Here is a 17,147-nt window from a genome sequence, read left to right as displayed (position 1 = left end):
GGGTGACGGACCTGCCAAGCCCCTGATCCCCAGGCCCTACAGCGTCTTCGCCAAGGACGGCGGCTGCTCCGTCGTCCCCCGTTCCACCACCAGGCCGTCCTCCACCCGGTCCACCCGGACCGTGTCGCCGTCCGTGATGTCGCCCGCCAGGATCTCCTTCGCGAGCTGGTCGCCGATCGCCGTCTGGACCAGGCGGCGCAGGGGGCGGGCGCCGTAGGCCGGGTCGTTGCCCTCTTCCGCGAGCCAGTCCAGGGCCTCCGGGGTGACCTGGAGGGTGAGGCGGCGTTCCGCGAGGCGCTGGGCGAGGCGGTCGATCTGGAGGCCCGCGATGTGGGCCAGCTCGTCCCGGGACAGCGCGGAGAAGACCACCAGGTCGTCCAGGCGGTTGAGGAACTCCGGCTTGAAGGAGGACCGTACGGTCTGGAGGACCTGCTCCTTCTTGCGTTCCGGGGTGATCGTCGGGTCGACCAGGTACTGGCTGCCCAGGTTCGACGTCAGGATCAGGATGGTGTTCCGGAAGTCGACCGTCCGGCCCTGGCCGTCGGTGAGGCGGCCGTCGTCCAGGACTTGGAGCAGCACGTCGAAGACCTCGGGGTGGGCCTTCTCGACCTCGTCCAGGAGGACCACGGAGTACGGGCGCCGCCGTACCGCCTCGGTGAGCTGGCCGCCCTCCTCGTAGCCGACGTAGCCGGGGGGCGCGCCGACCAGGCGGGCCACGGAGTGCTTCTCGCCGTACTCGCTCATGTCGATGCGGACCATGGCCCGCTCGTCGTCGAAGAGGAAGTCCGCGAGCGCCTTGGCCAGTTCCGTCTTGCCCACGCCCGTCGGGCCGAGGAAGAGGAACGATCCTGTGGGCCGGTCGGGGTCCGCGATGCCGGCGCGGGTGCGCCGTACCGCGTCGGAGACGGCCTCGACCGCCTCGCTCTGGCCGATCAGCCGCCTGCCCAGCTCCTGCTCCATGCGCAGCAGCTTCTGCGTCTCGCCCTCCAGCAGCCGGCCCGCGGGGATACCGGTCCAGGAGCCGACGACGTCGGCGATGTCGTCCGGGCCGACCTCCTCCTTGACCATCGTGTCCTTGGCGGCCTCCTGCTCGGCCTCCGCGGCCGCCTCCAGCTCCCGCTCCAGGTTGGGGATCTCGCCGTACAGCAGCTTGGAGGCGGTGTCGAAGTCGCCGTCGCGCTGCGCCCGCTCGGCCTGTCCGCGCAGGTCGTCCAGGCGTTCCTTCAGCTCACCGACCCGGTTCAGGCCCTGCTTCTCCTTCTCCCAGCGGGCGGTGAGGCCGCGCAGTTCCTCCTCGCGGTCGGCGAGGTCGCGGCGCAGCTTCTCCAGGCGCTGCTTGGAGGCGGGGTCGGACTCGTTCTTGAGGGCCAGCTCCTCCATGCGGAGGCGGTCGACGGAGCGCTGGAGCTCGTCGATCTCCAGCGGCGAGGAGTCGATCTCCATCCGGAGCCGGGACGCGGCCTCGTCGACGAGGTCGATGGCCTTGTCGGGGAGGAAGCGCGAGGTGATGTAGCGGTCGGAGAGGGCGGCGGCGGCCACCAGGGCCGCGTCCGCGATCTGCACCTTGTGGTGGGCCTCGTAGCGGCCCTTGAGCCCGCGCAGGATCGCGATGGTGTCCTCGACGGTCGGCTCGGCGACCAGCACCTGCTGGAAGCGGCGTTCCAGGGCGGCGTCCTTCTCGATCCGCTCGCGGTACTCGTCGAGGGTGGTCGCGCCGACCATGCGCAGCTCGCCGCGGGCCAGCATCGGCTTGAGCATGTTGCCCGCGTCCATCGAGGAGTCGCCGCCGGCGCCCGCGCCGACGACGGTGTGCAGCTCGTCGATGAAGGTGATGATCTGTCCGTCGCTCTCCTTGATCTCGGAGAGGACGGTCTTGAGGCGTTCCTCGAACTCGCCGCGGTACTTGGCGCCGGCGACCATCGCGCCGAGGTCCAGCGAGACCAGCCGCTTGTTCTTGAGCGACTCCGGCACGTCGCCCTTGACGATGCGCTGCGCGAGCCCCTCGACCACGGCGGTCTTGCCGACGCCGGGCTCGCCGATCAGCACCGGGTTGTTCTTCGTACGGCGCGACAGCACCTGCACCACGCGGCGGATCTCGTGATCCCGGCCGATGACGGGGTCGAGCTTGCCGTCCCGGGCGGCGGCGGTGAAATCGGTGCCGAACTTCTCCAGGGCCTTGTACTGGCCCTCCGGGTCGGGTGTGGTCACCCGGCGCCCTCCCCTTGACTTCTCGAACGCGTCCAGGAGCCGGTCCGCGGCGGCTCCCTGCCCGGCCAGTATCTCCCCGGTCTGGCCGCCCTTGGCGGCGATGCCGATGAGCAGGTGCTCGGTGGAGAGGTAGTCGTCGCCCAGCTCCTTCGCCCGGCGGCCCGCGTCCGCGATGACGGCGAGCAGGTCGCGGTTGGGCTGCGGGGGCGCGACGGTCGATCCGGTGACGCTGGGCTGGGCGGCGAGCAGCCGCTCGGTGGCCGACCGTACGGCCGCCTGGTCCGCCTCGACGGCGGCCAGGAGATCGGTGACGTTCTCGTTCTCCTGGCCCTCCAGCAGCGCGAGCAGCAGATGGGCCGGGGTCAGGTCGGGATGTCCCGCCGCCACCGCCCTGCTGGTGGCGGAGTTGATCGCATCCCGGCTCTTGTTGGTCAGCTCGGCGTCCACGTGGGCCCTCTCCTCCTTGCACGAGTTCTGCGCGCGTTCTCGCGGTCTTGCTCTCGCGGTCTTGCGTGATCCTCTGCGACCTGCGCGATCCTGCGATTTTGCGTGATCACCTACGGGTACGGAAAAACGTCGCTCCGGTCTCATCCGCCCCGCCACATCCTGACAGCAAGAACCTACGCAAAGTTGAGTCTATTCCACTCAAGCTTGGAATGGTGCCCAGGACCCCGCTCCCCGAGCCCGATTTTTCTCGGGTTCCGGTTCTCCCACCACCCGTACGCACCCGGGCACCGGCCGCACACACCGAAAGGCCCGGCACGCGGGGTCACGCGTGCCGGGCCGGAAGGACACCGGGCCGGGAGCATCCGGGGCAGCGCCCGGGAGAGTCCGGGGCAGCGCACGGAAGAATCCGGGCAGCACAACGGCGCCATCGTGTTTCAGGTCCACGATGGCGCCGTTGTGTGGGGGAAGCGCCTGAACGATTTGGAACGACGGGGGAATCGCTCAGGCACTGCGGGGGGTGGCGAGGGTGGTCTGTGGTGCTCCGACCAGCTGGTGGTCACGCTGGTCGAGGTTGACGAAGATCATGTCGTAGCGGATGGCACAGCGGACCGGGCGCGGGGCCCCGCGCGGCCTGCGGAGGCAGCGGTAGGCGCGGACGTCCTCGTCCTCCTCACGCACGACGACGATCGGCTCTCCGAAGAGAGTGACCATCAACGAGTCTCCTCGGTGGGGAATGGCCGTGACCAGATCGATGAAGTGCCACCCCGATCGGTACGCCGTGGCCATCTCACGCCGGAAGACCCGATCGTCCGGCGGGACGGTCATGCCTCGGTGCCGGCCGGGGTGCTGCCCCATTCGATGTCACCAGAGTCACCGGCGTCACCGGAGGCGGCCTTGGGGGCCACCGTCCACGAAATCTCCTCCGTGCCCGCGGCCCGGACGGCGGTTCCGGCCGGCGTGCTGGTCCAGGAGATCTCCCCCACCGCGGCGGCCTGGTGGGCCGCACCCGTCGGCGCACTGGTCCAGGAGATCTCCCCGACAGCAGCCAGCGCACCGAAGGCCAGAGCCGTAGAGAAAGCAGTGGCCACCACCGCGCGAAGCATTCTCTGATACATAGTCGGCTTCGTCCTCACTTGATGGATTCCTCTCCCCCGCCATCTAGACGATGTCTCATTCGGACACGTCAACACCACCGGGACGAGGCATCATGTTCCTGCATGTTCAGGACCCTGAGGGGTGGAGATTTGACCGAAAGCATCACAAAACCGACACATCCCCATGCCGTCACTGATCTATGTGAAGACGGCAGGCGGCTTTACGCCAGTGCGCTGCGCTCCGGGCGCATAGCCAGGAGCGAGATCGTGACCGCCCCCTGTCTGATGGAGTTCCCGCTCCTGCATCCGGACCCGGACGATCCGGACTGGCTGCGACCGGTTCCGCCGTCGGCCGCGCTCTCCCAGCGGCTCAACCCCATCGAGCGGGAGATCCAGGAGCGGAGGCACTTCGCCGTCGCGCTGACCGACGCTTTCGAGCCGTTCATGGCGATCGCCTCGCAGGGGCCGCCGAGCACCCACGCGATCACCGTCCTGGAGGGCAAGGGCCGGATCAACGCGGCGATCGACCTCTCCACGGCCGCGTGCAGGACCGAGGTCCTCACCGTGCAGCCGGGCGGCGTCCGCAGCGCGGACGCGCTCGAACAGGGGCTGGAGCGCGGCCGGACCGTGGTGGACCGCGGGGTCAGCATCCGCACGCTCTACCAGCACACCGTCCGGCACGGCCAGGGCACGCTCGCGTACGCCGAACGTCTCGCCGAGGGAAAGGTCGAGATCCGGACGCTGGAGGAGCTGGTCGAACGGCTGATCATCTTCGACCGCACCGTCGCGTACATCCCGGCGCGCTCCGACCGGGAGGTCGCCCTGGAACTGCGCCACCCGGCGCTCGTCGACTACCTGGCCCAGGTCTTCGAGCAGCTCTGGCGACGCGCCACCCCCCTCACCGAACAGGTCGCGTACGAGCCGACCCCCGACGGCATCTCCGGCGTCCAGCGCTCCATCGCGAGGCTGCTCATCGAGGGATACGTGGACGAGGCCATCGCCCGCCGGCTGGGGATGAACGTACGGACCTGCCGCGCCCACATCGCCAAACTCGCCACCACACTCGGCAGCGGCAGCAGGGCACAACTCGGCTATCTCATCGCACATTCGGGAATCCTGGACCAGGAGCGCTGACCCGGCATTTCGACACACCCCGACATACCTCGCTCCACACCGCACACAACGAACCCCACACCGAACAAACAGAGGAAACCCGCAATCTGAATCCGAACCGACCTGAAACAGCGCGAGTTCCCCGAACCGGACGCCTAAAACCCGCCGTTGCACGGCGAGAATCCGGCGACGTCCGCAGTCACTCTCTGTAGAGTGCGGCTTCGGCCTGTCCGGATCAAGCGAAACGCGACTGCACTGATGCGCACTGCGGAACCGTGCAGCACTGCGGAACCACGCAGGAGGGACATATGACACAACCGGACGCGGTGACCCACAGAGGACCGTCGCCCGCTGTGTCGGCGGAGGCGCGCACCCTGCTCGACCGGTTCGTCCGGGGCGAGCAGGTCGGGCGCGCCGAGCCCGGCTGCACCGAACTGATCGCCCTCGGCCTGGCGGTCCACGACCCGCACCACGACCGGTGGGGCATGGCCGACCTGCGCCATGCCGAGGAGACCGCCATGGCCGAGGAGCGGGCCGGCATAGCCCGCCACCTCCAGCGCATGCGGCAACTCGCCGATCTCTACCGCGAGCTGGGAACGTACGAATCGCCCACCGGAAACGGAATCGAGTTTCTCGACCGGCTCGAACACGTCAATGCCGCCATCATGCAGGCAGCGGATTACGCGCGGTCCCACATGTACACGGCGCACCCGGTAAACCGGACCGCCGCGGGGCTGACCGCGGTCATCCCCCGCGAGATCAAGCTCCTGGAACGCGGCATCACCCGCCGCACCATTTACTCCGAATCCGCCCGTACCCGCGCCGCGGAACAGGAGTGGGCGACGACCATGAGCGCGCACGGCGCGGAGATTCGCACGCTCGCCTCCGATTTCGAGCGAATGATCCTCGTGGACAGAAGATTCGCCATCATTTCCGACCACCGGGACGAGCCGAACAGAATGACCGCGTTCAAGGTGACGCACCCCGGCATGGTGGCTTTCCTCCACCACCTCTTCGAGCAGCAGTGGGAGCGGGCCGAGCCCTGGATGGGCGGCCGGTTCCGGCCGAGGGAGGGGATCGTCACGACGGGCCGCTCCCGGCGCATCCTCAACAAGCTCCGCGAGGGCCGCACCCTCAAGCAGATCGCCAGCGAACTGGACGTCAGCCTGCGCACCGTCAACACCGACCTGAACAAGCTGTACGAGGTCGTCGGCGTGGACACGCTCTTCTCGCTCGGGGTGTGGTGGGGGTCCGAGGCCGCCGCCGAGGAGCGCAAACGGGGCTGACCGTACCCGAGCGGGACGACCGCGCGAGCGCGCAGCGGAACGCCCGGCCGGGGAGATCCCGGCCGGGCGTTCCGAGGCAGTCGGCAGTCCGTGAGGTCGGTCCGTAAGGCCCCGTAAGGTCGGCCCGCGAGGCCGGTCCGTGAGGTCAGTCCGTCGGGCGCTTGGGCTTCGGGCGCCACACCACCAGCGCGCTCGTCTGCTGTACGTCCTGGTACGGCACCAGGTCCCGGCGGTACGAGGCGTGCACCTGCGCCTCGCGCTGCTGCATCGCCGCCGCGGCGCCGTCCACCGCGGAGGCCAGCTCGGCGACCCTGGCCTGGAGCGCGGCGACCTGGTTCTCCAGCTCGATGATGCGCTTGATTCCGGCCAGATTGATGCCCTCGTCCTGCGAGAGCTGCTGCACCTGCCGGAGCAGTTCGATGTCCCGCGCCGAGTAGCGGCGCCCGCGGCCCGCCGTACGGTCCGGGGAGACCAGGCCGAGACGGTCGTACTGCCTCAGGGTCTGCGGGTGCAGCCCGGAGAGCTGGGCCGCCACCGAGATGACGTACACCGGCGTCTCCTCGGTCAGCGCGTACGCCCTGCCGAACGATGAGGACGGCCGCCGCCGCCCGTCCCTGTCCATCGGGTCATGCTCCCTTCGCCGCCTGGAACAGCTCCGCCCGCGGGTTCTCGTCCGCGGTCGCCTTCCGGTATGCCTCCAGCGCGTCGCGCGCCTGCCCGCCGAGGTCCTTGGGCACGACCACCTCGACGGTCACCAGCAGGTCGCCGCGGCTGCCGTCCTTGCGTACGGCGCCCTTGCCACGGGCCCGCATCGTACGGCCGTTGGGGGTGCCCGCGGGCAGCTTCAGCGTGACCGGTGGGCCACCCAGCGTGGGAACCCGCACCTCGCCGCCGAGCGCCGCCTCCGCGAAGGTGACGGGCACGGTGATGGTGAGGTTGTCGTCCCTGCGGCCGAAGACTGGGTGCGCGTCGACATGGACGACGACGTACAGGTCGCCGCCCGGGCCGCCGCGCTCGCCGGGAGCGCCCTTGCCCCGGAGCCTGATCCGCTGGCCGTCGCTGACGCCCGCGGGGATACGGACCTGCATGGTCCGCGAGGACCTGGCCCGGCCGCTGCCCTTGCAGACCTCGCACGGGTCCTGGGCGATCAGCCCGCGCCCCTTGCAGTCCACGCACGGGTCGGTCAGCGAGAAGCCGCCGCCCGAGCCGCGCGAGACCTGGCCGGTGCCCACACAGGTCGGGCAGACCCGCGGGGAGCCGTTCTTGTCGCCGGTGCCCGAACACGCCTTGCAGGGCGCCTGGCTGGACATCCGCAGCGGGACGGTGGCCCCGTCGACGGCCTCGGTGAAGCTGAGCGTCACCTCGGTGTCGATGTCCTGGCCGCGGCGCGGCTGCGTACGGGTGCCGGGGCCGCCGCGGTTGAACAGCCCGCCGAAGACGTCACCGAGCCCGCCGCCGAAGCCGCCGGCACCGGCCGGGCCGCCGCCCTGCGGGCCGCCCTGGCCGCCGCCGAAGAGGTCGCCCAGGTCGAAGTTGAACGAGCCGTTGCCGCCCGCGCCGGGCCCCGGCCGGAACCCGCCGTTGCCGAAGAGCGAGCGCGCCTCGTCGTACTCCTTGCGCCGCTTGGGGTCGCCGAGGATGTCGTTCGCCTCGGAGATCTCCTTGAAGCGCTCCTCCGCCTTGGCGTCGCCCTTGTTGGCGTCCGGGTGGTACTCGCGGGCGAGCTTCCGGTACGCCTTCTTGATCTCGGCCTCGGTGGCGTCCTTCGGAACGCCGAGAACCTTGTAGTAGTCCTTCTCCACGAAGTCCTTCGTGCTCATCCTCGACGTCCCTCCTCTCCGCCCGCACCGGCACCGCCGGTCACCGCGTCACCTGTGTCCGGAACGCCGCCGGCGCGTCGTGCGCCGGCCGCGTCCCGGATATCGACGGCGTGCTCCGTGCCGTCTCCGTCAGCCCTGTTCGGGCCCACCGTTCTCCTTGTCATCGGCCGACTCCGCCTGCTCCTCGGCGGACTTGGTCTTGCCACCCGGCTGCGGCTCGGCCACCGCGACCCGGGCGGGCCGGATCGTGCGCTCGCCGAACCGATACCCGGGCTGGAGGATCGCGACGCACGTCGTCTCCGTGACGTCCGGCGCGTACGAGTGCATCAGGGCCTCGTGGATCGTCGGGTCGAAGGGCTCGCCCTCCGTACCGAACGGCTGGAGCCCCAGCTTGACCGTGACCGCTTCCAGCGACTCGGCGACGGACTTGAAGCCGCCGACGAGCTCGTCGTGGTCCCGCGCCCGCCCGATGTCGTCGAGCACGGGCAGGAGTTCGGTGAGCAGGTTCGCGACCGCGATCTCCTTGACGGAGACCCGGTCCCGCTCCACACGCCGGCGGTAGTTCTGGTACTCGGCCTGGAGCCGCTGGAGGTCGGCCGTGCGCTCACCCAGCGCCGTACGGACCTGGTCGAGCTGGGCCAGCAGGCCCGCGTCCTGGATGTCCCCGGCGGGGGCCGCCGCCCCGGACTCCTTCGCGGAGTCCGGCTCGGCGGCCTTCGGCGTGGCGTCGTCGGCGCCGGAGGGGACATCGGGCTTCTCCTCGAAGCCCGGGGTCTCCTCTGTCACGCCGCACCGTCCTTCCTGGGCTTCTCGTCGTCGACGATCTCGGCGTCCACGACGTCGTCCTCGGGCTTGGCCTGGCCGGCGCCCGCGGCACCGTCGGGGCCGGCGGCACCGGACGCCTGGGCGTCCGCGTACATCGCCTGTCCGAGCTTCTGGGACACGGCCGCGACCTTCTCCGTGGCGGTACGGATCTCGGCGGTGTCCTCGCCCTTCAGCTTCTCCTTGAGGTCGGCGATCGCCGTCTCGACCTCGGTCTTGATCTCGCCCGGGACCTTCTCCTCGTTGTCCTTGAGGAACTTCTCGGTCTGGTAGACGAGCTGCTCGGCCTGGTTGCGGGTCTCCGCGGCCTCGCGGCGGCGGTGGTCCTCGTCCGCGTACTTCTCGGCCTCTTCGCGCATCCGGTTGACCTCGTCCTTCGGCAGCGAGGAGCCACCGGTGACGGTCATCTTCTGCTCCTTGCCGGTGCCGAGGTCCTTCGCGGCCACGTGCATGATGCCGTTGGCGTCGATGTCGAAGGCGACCTCGATCTGCGGCACACCGCGCGGCGCGGGCGGCAGACCGGTCAGCTCGAACATACCGAGCTTCTTGTTGTACGCGGCGATCTCGCGCTCGCCCTGGTAGACCTGGATCTGCACGGACGGCTGGTTGTCCTCGGCCGTCGTGAAGATCTCCGAGCGCTTCGTCGGAATCGTGGTGTTCCGCTCGATCAGCTTGGTCATGATGCCGCCCTTGGTCTCGATACCCAGGGACAGCGGGGTGACGTCGAGGAGCAGGACGTCCTTGACCTCACCCTTCAGGACACCGGCCTGGAGCACGGCGCCGATGGCGACGACCTCGTCCGGGTTGACGCCCTTGTTGGCCTCGCGGCCACCGGTCAGCTCCTTGACGAGCTCGGCGACGGCGGGCATACGCGTCGAACCACCGACGAGCACCACGTGGTCGATCTCGGAGAGCTGGATGCCCGCGTCCTTGATGACGTTGTGGAACGGGGTCTTGCACCGGTCCAGCAGGTCGGCCGTGAGCTGCTGGAACTGGGAGCGGGTGACCTTCTCGTCCAGGTGCAGCGGGCCCTCGGCGGACGCCGTGATGTACGGCAGGTTGATCGTGGTCTCCGTGGAGGACGACAGCTCGATCTTCGCCTTCTCCGCGGCCTCGCGGAGACGCTGGAGAGCCATCTTGTCCTTGGACAGGTCCACGCCGTGGCCGTTGGCGAACTGCTTCACCAGGTAGTCGACGAGACGCTGGTCCCAGTCGTCACCACCGAGGTGGTTGTCACCGTTGGTGGCCTTCACCTCGACGACGCCGTCGCCGATCTCCAGCAGCGAGACGTCGAACGTACCGCCACCGAGGTCGAAGACGAGGATGGTCTGGTCGTCCTTGTCGAGCCCGTAGGCCAGGGCGGCCGCCGTCGGCTCGTTGACGATGCGCAGGACGTTCAGGCCCGCGATCTCGCCGGCCTCCTTGGTGGCCTGGCGCTCCGAGTCGTTGAAGTACGCCGGGACGGTGATCACCGCGTCGGTGACCTTCTCGCCCAGGTACGCCTCGGCGTCCCGCTTCAGCTTCTGCAGCACGAAGGCCGACATCTGCTGGGGGTTGAAGTCCTTGCCGTCGAGGTTGATCTTCCAGTCGGTGCCCATGTGGCGCTTGACCGACCGGATGGTCCTGTCGACGTTCGTGACCGCCTGGCGCTTCGCGACCTCGCCGACGAGCACCTCGCCGTTCTTGGCGAAGGCGACGACGGACGGCGTGGTCCTGGCGCCCTCTGCGTTGGTGATGACGGTGGGCTCGCCGCCTTCGAGAACGCTGACGACGGAGTTAGTCGTGCCCAGGTCGATGCCGACCGCACGTGCCATTTCGATTCCTCCAGGTGACTTGAGTGGAACAGGCTCAAGGATGCATCACAGATCCCACGGAGTCAAAGGACCTGAGTCGAGAAGACTCAACTATTGTGCGCCCGCATCCCGGCCGCGCCGAAACGCGCGAAACGGGCACGGCGGGCGGCTCCGCCCGGGGCGCCTACCCCATCCATACCGGTCCAGCATGCGATCGTTCTGTACCAAAAGCCATAAATCGCTCAGAGAACGGTCAGATGTGGCCATGAAGCGACCTCCACCCGAGACACCTCAGACGCCCAGGACACCTCAGACGCCCAGGACACCCCAGGAGCTCTGGACACCCCAGACGCTCTGGACACCTCAGGCGCCCCGGACATCCCCGCCACCGGACCCGCACCTCGCACGACTCGGCCGGCTCGGCCCGCATCTCACACGACTCGCCCAGCTCGGCCCGCACCTCGCTCAGCTCGCCCGACTCCGCCCGCACCTCGAACCCAAGCGCCTGCTCGACCTGACCCTCGGCTCGGCCCTGCTGCTCCTGGCCTCGCCTGTCCTCGCGGCCGCCGCCCTCACCCTCGCGCTCTCCCGCCCGGCCGGTGGCGTCCTCGTACGCGACTACCGCACCGGGCTCAACGGACACCCCTTCCTCCTGAGTTCCCTGCGCACCCGCCGCTTCCGGCTCGACCTGCTCTCCCGGCTGCCCCACGTCGTACGCGGCCACCTCTCCCTGGTCGGTCCGGCACCCCTGAAGTTCGGCTCCCCCGCGGCCGCGGCGCCCTGGCGGCAGCTCGTACGGCCCGGACTGACCGGGCTCGCGCAGGTACGGCGCCACTCGGCCCTGCCGTGGAACGAGGCGCCCCTGCTGGACCAGCACTACGTGGAGCAGTACTGGATCGGCCTGGACCTCTCGATCCTCGCCCGCACGCCCGGCGCGCTCATGCGGCGGGTCAGGGTGGCCTCAGCGACACAGATCACCGGCCCGACGGCTACATTGCGGCGGAATAAGTGGGTACCCTCAGCACGAGCCGATTAAGTTACCGCTTAGTACGATCAGTCTGAGCGCGGTTCCGGATCTCCCACCGTCGCAGGCCCGAGGAGCCCCCGAAATGCAACTCGCCGCGATCATCGTGTCGCTGGTACTCGCCGTCGTAGGTGTCGCGCTGTTCGCCCGAGCCATCGCGCAGATCTACCGCTTCGTACGGCTCGGCCAGCCCGTGCCCGCCGGGACACGTACCGACGAACCCGCGCAACGCACCCTGACGGTGGCCAAGGAGTTCCTCGGCCACACCCGGATGAACGCCTGGGGCGTCGTCGGCGTCGCGCACTGGTTCGTCGCGGTCGGGTTCTTCTCGCTCGTCCTGACCCTGGTCAACGCCTTCGGCCAGCTGTTCAAGGCCGACTGGCTGCTGCCGGTGATCGGCGACTGGACCCCGTACGAGGTCTTCGTCGAGCTGATCGGCCTGCTGACCACGCTCGGCATCCTGACGCTGATCGTCATCCGCCAGCTCTCGCTGCCCGGCCGGGCCGGGCGCAAGTCCCGCTTCGCGGGCTCCAACCTGGGCCAGGCGTACTTCGTCGAGGCCGTCATCCTGACCATCGGGATCGCCATCCTCGTCCTGCGCGGGCTGGAGGGGGCGCTGCACCACGCGGACTCGTACCAGGCGGCGTACGTCGTCTCGTACCCCCTGGTCCTGGCCTTCAAGGGGCTGAGCCTCGCCACCCTGCAGAACCTGGTCTACCTGGTCGCCATGATCAAGATCGCCACCTCACTGGTGTGGATGATCACCGTCGCCCTCAAGACCGACATGGGCGTCGCCTGGCACCGTTTCCTCGCCTTCCCCAACATCTGGTTCAAGCGCGAGGCGGACGGCTCCACGGCCCTCGGCGCGCTCCGGCCCATGACCTCCGGCGGCAAGGAGATCGACTTCGAGGACCCGGGCGACGACGACATCTTCGGGGTCTCCCAGGTGGAGCACTTCGCCTGGAAGGGCATCCTCGACTTCTCCACGTGCACGGAGTGCGGTCGCTGCCAGTCGCAGTGCCCCGCCTGGAACACGGGCAAGCCGCTCTCCCCGAAGCTGCTGATCATGTCGCTGCGCGACCACGCGCACGCCAAGGCGCCGTATCTGCTGGCCGGCGGCGGCAAGACGATGGAGGGCGAGGAGAAAGCCACCGCCGAGGCCCTGAAGGACGTGCCCGCGGCGGCCCTCGCGGAGGCCGAGCGCCCGCTGATCGGGACGCTGGAGGAGAACGGCGTCATCGACCCGGACGTGCTGTGGTCCTGCACGACCTGTGGCGCGTGCGTGGAGCAGTGCCCGGTCGACATCGAGCACATCGACCACATCGTCGACATGCGCCGCTACCAGGTGATGATCGAGTCCAGCTTCCCCTCCGAGGCCGGGACGATGCTCAAGAACCTGGAGAAGAAGGGCAATCCCTGGGGGCTGGCCAAGAAGCAGCGCCTGGAGTGGACCAAGGAGGTCGACTTCGAGGTGCCTGTGGTCGGCAGGGACATCGAGGACCTGACGGAGGTCGACTACCTCTACTGGGTCGGCTGCGCGGGCGCCTTGGAGGACCGCGCGAAGAAGACCACGAAGGCGTTCGCGGAACTCCTCCACATCGCCGGCGTGAAGTTCGCCATCATGGGCGGCGACGAGAAGTGCACGGGTGACTCGGCCCGCCGCCTCGGCAACGAGCCGCTGTTCCAGCAGCTCGGCCAGGAGAACGTCGCGATGCTCAACATGGCGTACGGCGAGGATGACGACGACGCGTCGACGAAGAAGCCGAAGTCCTCGAAGAAGATCGTCGCGACCTGCCCGCACTGCTTCAACACCATCGCGAACGAGTACCCGCAGCTCGGCGGCGAGTACGAGGTCATCCACCACACGCAGCTGCTCCAGCACCTCGTGGACGAGGGCAGGCTCGTGCCGGTGACACCGGTCGAGGGCCTGATCACGTACCACGACCCCTGCTACCTGGGCCGGCACAACAAGGTCTACACACCGCCGCGCGAGATCATGTCCGCCGTCCCGGGCCTGCGCCAGCAGGAGATGCACCGCCACAAGGAACGCGGCTTCTGCTGCGGCGCGGGCGGCGCGCGGATGTGGATGGAGGAGCGCATCGGCAAGCGGATCAACAACGAGCGGGTGGACGAGGCCCTTTCACTCAACCCGGACATCGTCTCGACGGCCTGCCCGTTCTGCCTGGTGATGCTGACGGACTCGGTCAACGGCAAGAAGGGCGACGGCCAGGCCAAGGAGTCGCTCCAGGTGGTGGACGTGGCGCAGCTGCTGCTCGACTCGGTACGGACGCCGGCCGACCCGGAGCCGGAGGAGGAGCGGGAGAGCGCACCGGACCCGGAGCCCGAACCGGCGAAGTAGCCCGTGCGCGGGGGCCGTTCGTTCCGTACGGGAGCCGGGGCAGGCGCCTGCCCCGGCGGCACAACCTTCCGGGGGCGGGGCGGGTCCAACTGGCCATGCGGAAACGTCCGGTGTCCGGCAGGCGCGCCCTTGCCCCCGTGGTCCCTCTGATGGGTCTCGTCTGTCTGATGGGACTGGCGACGGCGTGCGGGAGCGCCGGCACCCCACCGGACGGCGGGTCACCCGGCCCCACGACCGGCCCGGCGACCACCGCGACGACCGGCGCGCCGTCCCGTACGCCGGCCCCGCCCCCGCCCCCGTCGCCGACCGCGCCGCCGGTCCCCGCCACGTACTCCGACTTCGACGGCGACCGCGTGAGCGACCTCGTCCTGACCGACCCCGTCGCGACGGTCGACGGCGTCTACTCCGCCGGGTACGCGGCCGTGGTGCCCGGCTCGCCGGACGGCCTGGACACGGCCCGCCATCAGGTGATCACGCAGAACAGCCTGAACCTCGGGAAGGCCGGCCAGGGAGGGGCCTTCGGCGGCACCGTCCGTTCGGCCGACCTCGACGGGGACGGGAGGGCGGATCTGATCACCGGGGCGGGCACCGACACGGTCTTCGTCGTCTGGGGCGGCGAGAAGGGCCTCGCGGGCGGGGCACGGCTCACCGGCAGCGCGCCGGTGACCGGTGACTTCGACGGGGACGGGTACGCCGACCTGGTCACCGCGGGGCGCTCACCGTCGACGGCGACGCTGTCGTACGGCCCGTTCAGCCGGGCCGGTGTGCCCGCGGCCACGGTGCCGCTGGACCTCACGCCAAAGGACCGCGGCCCCGACCCCGGCTCCGGCCTCGGCCCCGACGCCGCCCCCGGCTCCGGTCCGGACTCCGAGGGGTACTACACGGCCCGCCTCGCCGCCGCGGGGGACGTGAACGGCGACGGCCGGGACGACCTCGTCGTCACCTGGACCCATGTCTTCGTCGACGGGATGCCCGTCCCGCGCGCCACCGCCGTCCACCGCGGGACCGCCCGGGGCGCCGGGGGCGTCTCCGCCACGTACACCCGCCTCAAGGACGCCCAGGGCAGGAACGTCTACGGAGCGGACACCCTCACCGCCGATGTCGACAAGGACGGCGCCGCGGACGTGATCGTCGGCCGTTCCTGCGAGGTCATCGGCGAGGAGCAGCTCGCGGACGGCGGCAGCCGGCTGACGGTCGTGTACGGCGGCCGGGCGGGCCGCGGCCGCGCCCCGAAGCCGACGACGATCGACGACCGGACGCCGGGACTGCCGGGCGCGCCGGTCTCCAGCGGCTGCTATTTCGGGGCGGCGGCCACGGCGGGCGACGTCAACGGCGACGGGTACGCCGACGTGGCCTTCACCGCCCCGGCGAAGGACGGCTCGGCCATGATCCTCGTCCTGCGCGGCGGCGAGAAGGGCCTGACCGGCACGGGCGCCCAGCACCTCGCGGGCCTCCCCGGAACGCCCCGGCTCGCGCTGCTGGACACCGACGGGGACGGGGCGGCGGAGCTGGCGATCGGCGCGGCGCGGGGGGACTTCTCCGGGGACCCTGAGGTACGCGTCCTGCGCGGCGGCCCGGACGGCCTGACGGGCACGGGGACGGGGACGGGCGACGGCCGGCCGCGCAGGATCGGCCCCGCGGATCTGGGACTGGAGCCGGTGGCGGGCGACAAATTCGGCTGGGACTTCGGTCACTGAGCCCCGCCCGCCCTGGGCACGGCAAGCCGCCACGCGCACAATAAGGCGGTGCGGCGGGGGCCGGTGAGTACGGATGGGACGGGTGGGATCATGCGGAGACGGCGCATACGGCAAGCACGTACGACGGCGACGAAGACAACAACGACGACGACAACAACGACAACGAAGACCACGACAACGAAGACGACGAAGACCGCCATCGGCCTCACCGCCTGCACCGCCCTGCTGCTGCCGCTGACCGCCTGCACCGACGCCTCCTCCGCCTCGTCCGCTTCCTCCTCCTCAGGCGCCTCGGTGGCGGCGAAGAACGGCGACACCGCCCCGGGCACCGGCGCCTCGGCCGTGCCGCGCCGCCCCGTCCCGCGCGGCAGGGGCAGCCGCCTCCCGGACGACTTCAACGGCGACGGCCACCCCGACCTCGTACTGAACGACCTGGTCAAGGCGGCGGGCGACACGTACGGGGACGACGCGGGCATCGGCATCGTGTACGGCACGGCCCCCAGACCGGGGGACGGCGCCAAGGCCCGCCGCTTCGACCCGGCCGTACGCCAGACGCTCGACCCGCGCGAATCGGGCGCGCGGGTGGGCGGTGCGCTGCCCGCGGCGTTCGACGCGGAGGCCGCGTGCGACCTCGACGGCGACGGCTTCGGCGACCTGATCATCGCCACGGACCCGCCGTACGACGGCATCGGGATGCCGCCCGTACCGCTCCAGATCCTGTTCGGCGGCCCGCAGGGGCTCACCGGCCGCGCGGTCGTCCTCAAGATCCCGGCGAAGGCCCGCGCGGGCGACGAGTGGCCCGACCACCCGGTCTGCGGCGACTTCGACGGGGACGGCAGGACCGACCTCGCGGTCACCGCGAGCGCGGGCCAGGTCACCTTCCTGCGCGGCCCGTTCAGCCGGACCGGGGCCCCGCGCTCCGCCGCCGCGCCGGTCCAGGGCGGGGGCACGGTCCTGGCGGCGCCGGAGCCGAAGGGCGATGTGAACGGCGACGGCTACGACGACCTCGTCGTCTCGCCCCGCGCCCACGCGGCCGGGGCGGCCGCGCGCGGAACACTGCTGCTGGGCGGCCCGGACGGCCCCGGGCGCCCGGGCACCACGTACAGCTTCCCGGCCGTACGGAAGCCCCCGGCGCCCCGGCTCCCCGGCGTACCGGCCGCAAAGGCGGCCACGGAGATCCTGCGCGCCACGGACGGCTACCTGCTCACAAGAACGCACCGGGGCGAGCGAACGGACCTCTTGGCGGTCTACGCCCCCGCCTCCGGACCCGACGCGAAGGCACCGGCCTTCGCCCCCCACCCGCTGCTCACCTTCAGCACGTCGATCTTCCTACCCTGACGGCCCCTGACGGCCTCACCCCCTGGGGAGAACCCCCCAGGGTTCCCCTAACTTGATCTTTAACGTTCGGCGTCGAATGGCAGGTCGAACTTGATCACTCGGTCCGGTAACTGCCGTACGTGGAAGCGGCCTTCGTCTGAACATGT

The 17,147-nt window shown here is 70.3% G+C and carries 13 protein-coding genes; 6 read left to right on the top strand and 7 right to left on the bottom strand.

What is annotated here, in order from left to right; translation table 11 throughout:
- Positions 1-36: 36 nt before the first annotated feature.
- From clpB to ACFTZC_RS27560, 3 genes are all read right to left on the bottom strand, one after another.
- Positions 37-2,655, bottom strand: coding sequence for an ATP-dependent chaperone ClpB (gene clpB, locus ACFTZC_RS27570; RefSeq protein WP_382894194.1), 2,619 nt, complete (start codon positions 2,653-2,655; stop codon positions 37-39).
- Between the two features lie 501 nt (positions 2,656-3,156).
- Positions 3,157-3,480 carry a (2Fe-2S)-binding protein gene (locus ACFTZC_RS27565; protein ID WP_365817249.1) on the bottom strand — a complete coding sequence of 108 codons (324 nt, stop codon included), beginning with the start codon at positions 3,478-3,480 and terminating at the stop codon, positions 3,157-3,159.
- Complete coding sequence (locus tag ACFTZC_RS27560) at positions 3,477-3,746, bottom strand: 5'-nucleotidase (protein WP_382894192.1); 270 nt, start codon at positions 3,744-3,746, stop codon at positions 3,477-3,479. The genes ACFTZC_RS27565 and ACFTZC_RS27560 overlap by 4 nt, the downstream gene beginning before the upstream one ends.
- A 126-nt stretch (positions 3,747-3,872) precedes the next feature.
- Between ACFTZC_RS27560 and ACFTZC_RS27555 the strand changes: the two genes are divergently transcribed.
- Together ACFTZC_RS27555 and ACFTZC_RS27550 are read left to right on the top strand one after the other, a co-directional pair.
- Positions 3,873-4,883: a helix-turn-helix transcriptional regulator gene (locus tag ACFTZC_RS27555; protein WP_382894190.1), complete on the top strand. Its 1,011-nt coding sequence runs from the start codon at positions 3,873-3,875 to the stop codon at positions 4,881-4,883.
- A 287-nt stretch (positions 4,884-5,170) separates the two neighbouring features.
- Complete coding sequence (locus tag ACFTZC_RS27550; RefSeq protein WP_382894188.1) at positions 5,171-6,148, top strand: LuxR C-terminal-related transcriptional regulator; 978 nt, start codon at positions 5,171-5,173, stop codon at positions 6,146-6,148.
- Positions 6,149-6,293: 145 nt separating this feature from the next.
- Here the strand turns inward: ACFTZC_RS27550 and ACFTZC_RS27545 are convergent, their stop codons facing one another.
- The 4 genes from ACFTZC_RS27545 to dnaK form a co-directional block, all read right to left on the bottom strand.
- Positions 6,294-6,770, bottom strand: coding sequence for a heat shock protein transcriptional repressor HspR (locus tag ACFTZC_RS27545; RefSeq protein WP_365817241.1), 477 nt, complete (start codon positions 6,768-6,770; stop codon positions 6,294-6,296).
- A gap of 4 nt (positions 6,771-6,774) precedes the next feature.
- A complete protein-coding gene (dnaJ, locus tag ACFTZC_RS27540; protein WP_382894185.1) occupies positions 6,775-7,968 on the bottom strand; it encodes a molecular chaperone DnaJ in 1,194 nt (397 codons plus the stop codon).
- A 129-nt stretch (positions 7,969-8,097) separates the two neighbouring features.
- Complete coding sequence (gene grpE, locus ACFTZC_RS27535; RefSeq protein WP_382894183.1) at positions 8,098-8,754, bottom strand: nucleotide exchange factor GrpE; 657 nt, start codon at positions 8,752-8,754, stop codon at positions 8,098-8,100.
- On the bottom strand, positions 8,751-10,604 hold the full coding sequence (dnaK, locus tag ACFTZC_RS27530) for a molecular chaperone DnaK (protein WP_382894181.1): 1,854 nt from the start codon (positions 10,602-10,604) through the stop codon (positions 8,751-8,753). Before dnaK ends, grpE begins: the two co-directional genes overlap by 4 nt.
- 244 nt (positions 10,605-10,848) lie before the next feature.
- Here dnaK and ACFTZC_RS27525 point away from each other — a divergent pair, with 244 nt between their 5' ends.
- The 4 genes from ACFTZC_RS27525 (at position 10,849) to ACFTZC_RS27510 (ending at position 17,001) form a co-directional block, all read left to right on the top strand.
- Positions 10,849-11,619 (top strand): sugar transferase, encoded by a 771-nt coding sequence (locus ACFTZC_RS27525; RefSeq protein ID WP_382894179.1) that lies wholly within the window; start codon positions 10,849-10,851, stop codon positions 11,617-11,619.
- 73 nt (positions 11,620-11,692) lie between these two features.
- On the top strand, positions 11,693-13,966 hold the full coding sequence (locus ACFTZC_RS27520) for a (Fe-S)-binding protein (protein WP_382894177.1): 2,274 nt from the start codon (positions 11,693-11,695) through the stop codon (positions 13,964-13,966).
- A 137-nt stretch (positions 13,967-14,103) separates the two neighbouring features.
- On the top strand, positions 14,104-15,663 hold the full coding sequence (locus ACFTZC_RS27515; RefSeq protein ID WP_382894175.1) for an FG-GAP and VCBS repeat-containing protein: 1,560 nt from the start codon (positions 14,104-14,106) through the stop codon (positions 15,661-15,663).
- Between the two features lie 90 nt (positions 15,664-15,753).
- A complete protein-coding gene (locus ACFTZC_RS27510) occupies positions 15,754-17,001 on the top strand; it encodes an FG-GAP repeat domain-containing protein (protein WP_382894173.1) in 1,248 nt (415 codons plus the stop codon).
- Positions 17,002-17,147: the final 146 nt, after the last annotated feature.

The organism is Streptomyces sp. NPDC056987 (genome assembly GCF_042673865.1).
In the GTDB taxonomy this organism is placed as follows: Bacteria; Actinomycetota; Actinomycetes; order Streptomycetales; family Streptomycetaceae; genus Streptomyces.
This window is presented reverse-complemented; position numbering and strand designations above follow the sequence as displayed.

Coding starts and splice junctions, on each gene's coding strand:
- ACFTZC_RS27565 (WP_365817249.1), bottom strand. CDS start 3,480: ATGACCGTCCCGCCGGACGATCGGGTCTTCCGGCGTGAGATGGCCACG.
- ACFTZC_RS27555 (WP_382894190.1), top strand. CDS start 3,873: ATGTTCAGGACCCTGAGGGGTGGAGATTTGACCGAAAGCATCACAAAA.
- ACFTZC_RS27550 (WP_382894188.1), top strand. CDS start 5,171: ATGACACAACCGGACGCGGTGACCCACAGAGGACCGTCGCCCGCTGTG.
- ACFTZC_RS27545 (WP_365817241.1), bottom strand. CDS start 6,770: ATGGACAGGGACGGGCGGCGGCGGCCGTCCTCATCGTTCGGCAGGGCG.
- dnaJ (WP_382894185.1), bottom strand. CDS start 7,968: ATGAGCACGAAGGACTTCGTGGAGAAGGACTACTACAAGGTTCTCGGC.
- dnaK (WP_382894181.1), bottom strand. CDS start 10,604: ATGGCACGTGCGGTCGGCATCGACCTGGGCACGACTAACTCCGTCGTC.
- ACFTZC_RS27525 (WP_382894179.1), top strand. CDS start 10,849: ATGAAGCGACCTCCACCCGAGACACCTCAGACGCCCAGGACACCTCAG.
- ACFTZC_RS27520 (WP_382894177.1), top strand. CDS start 11,693: ATGCAACTCGCCGCGATCATCGTGTCGCTGGTACTCGCCGTCGTAGGT.
- ACFTZC_RS27510 (WP_382894173.1), top strand. CDS start 15,754: ATGCGGAGACGGCGCATACGGCAAGCACGTACGACGGCGACGAAGACA.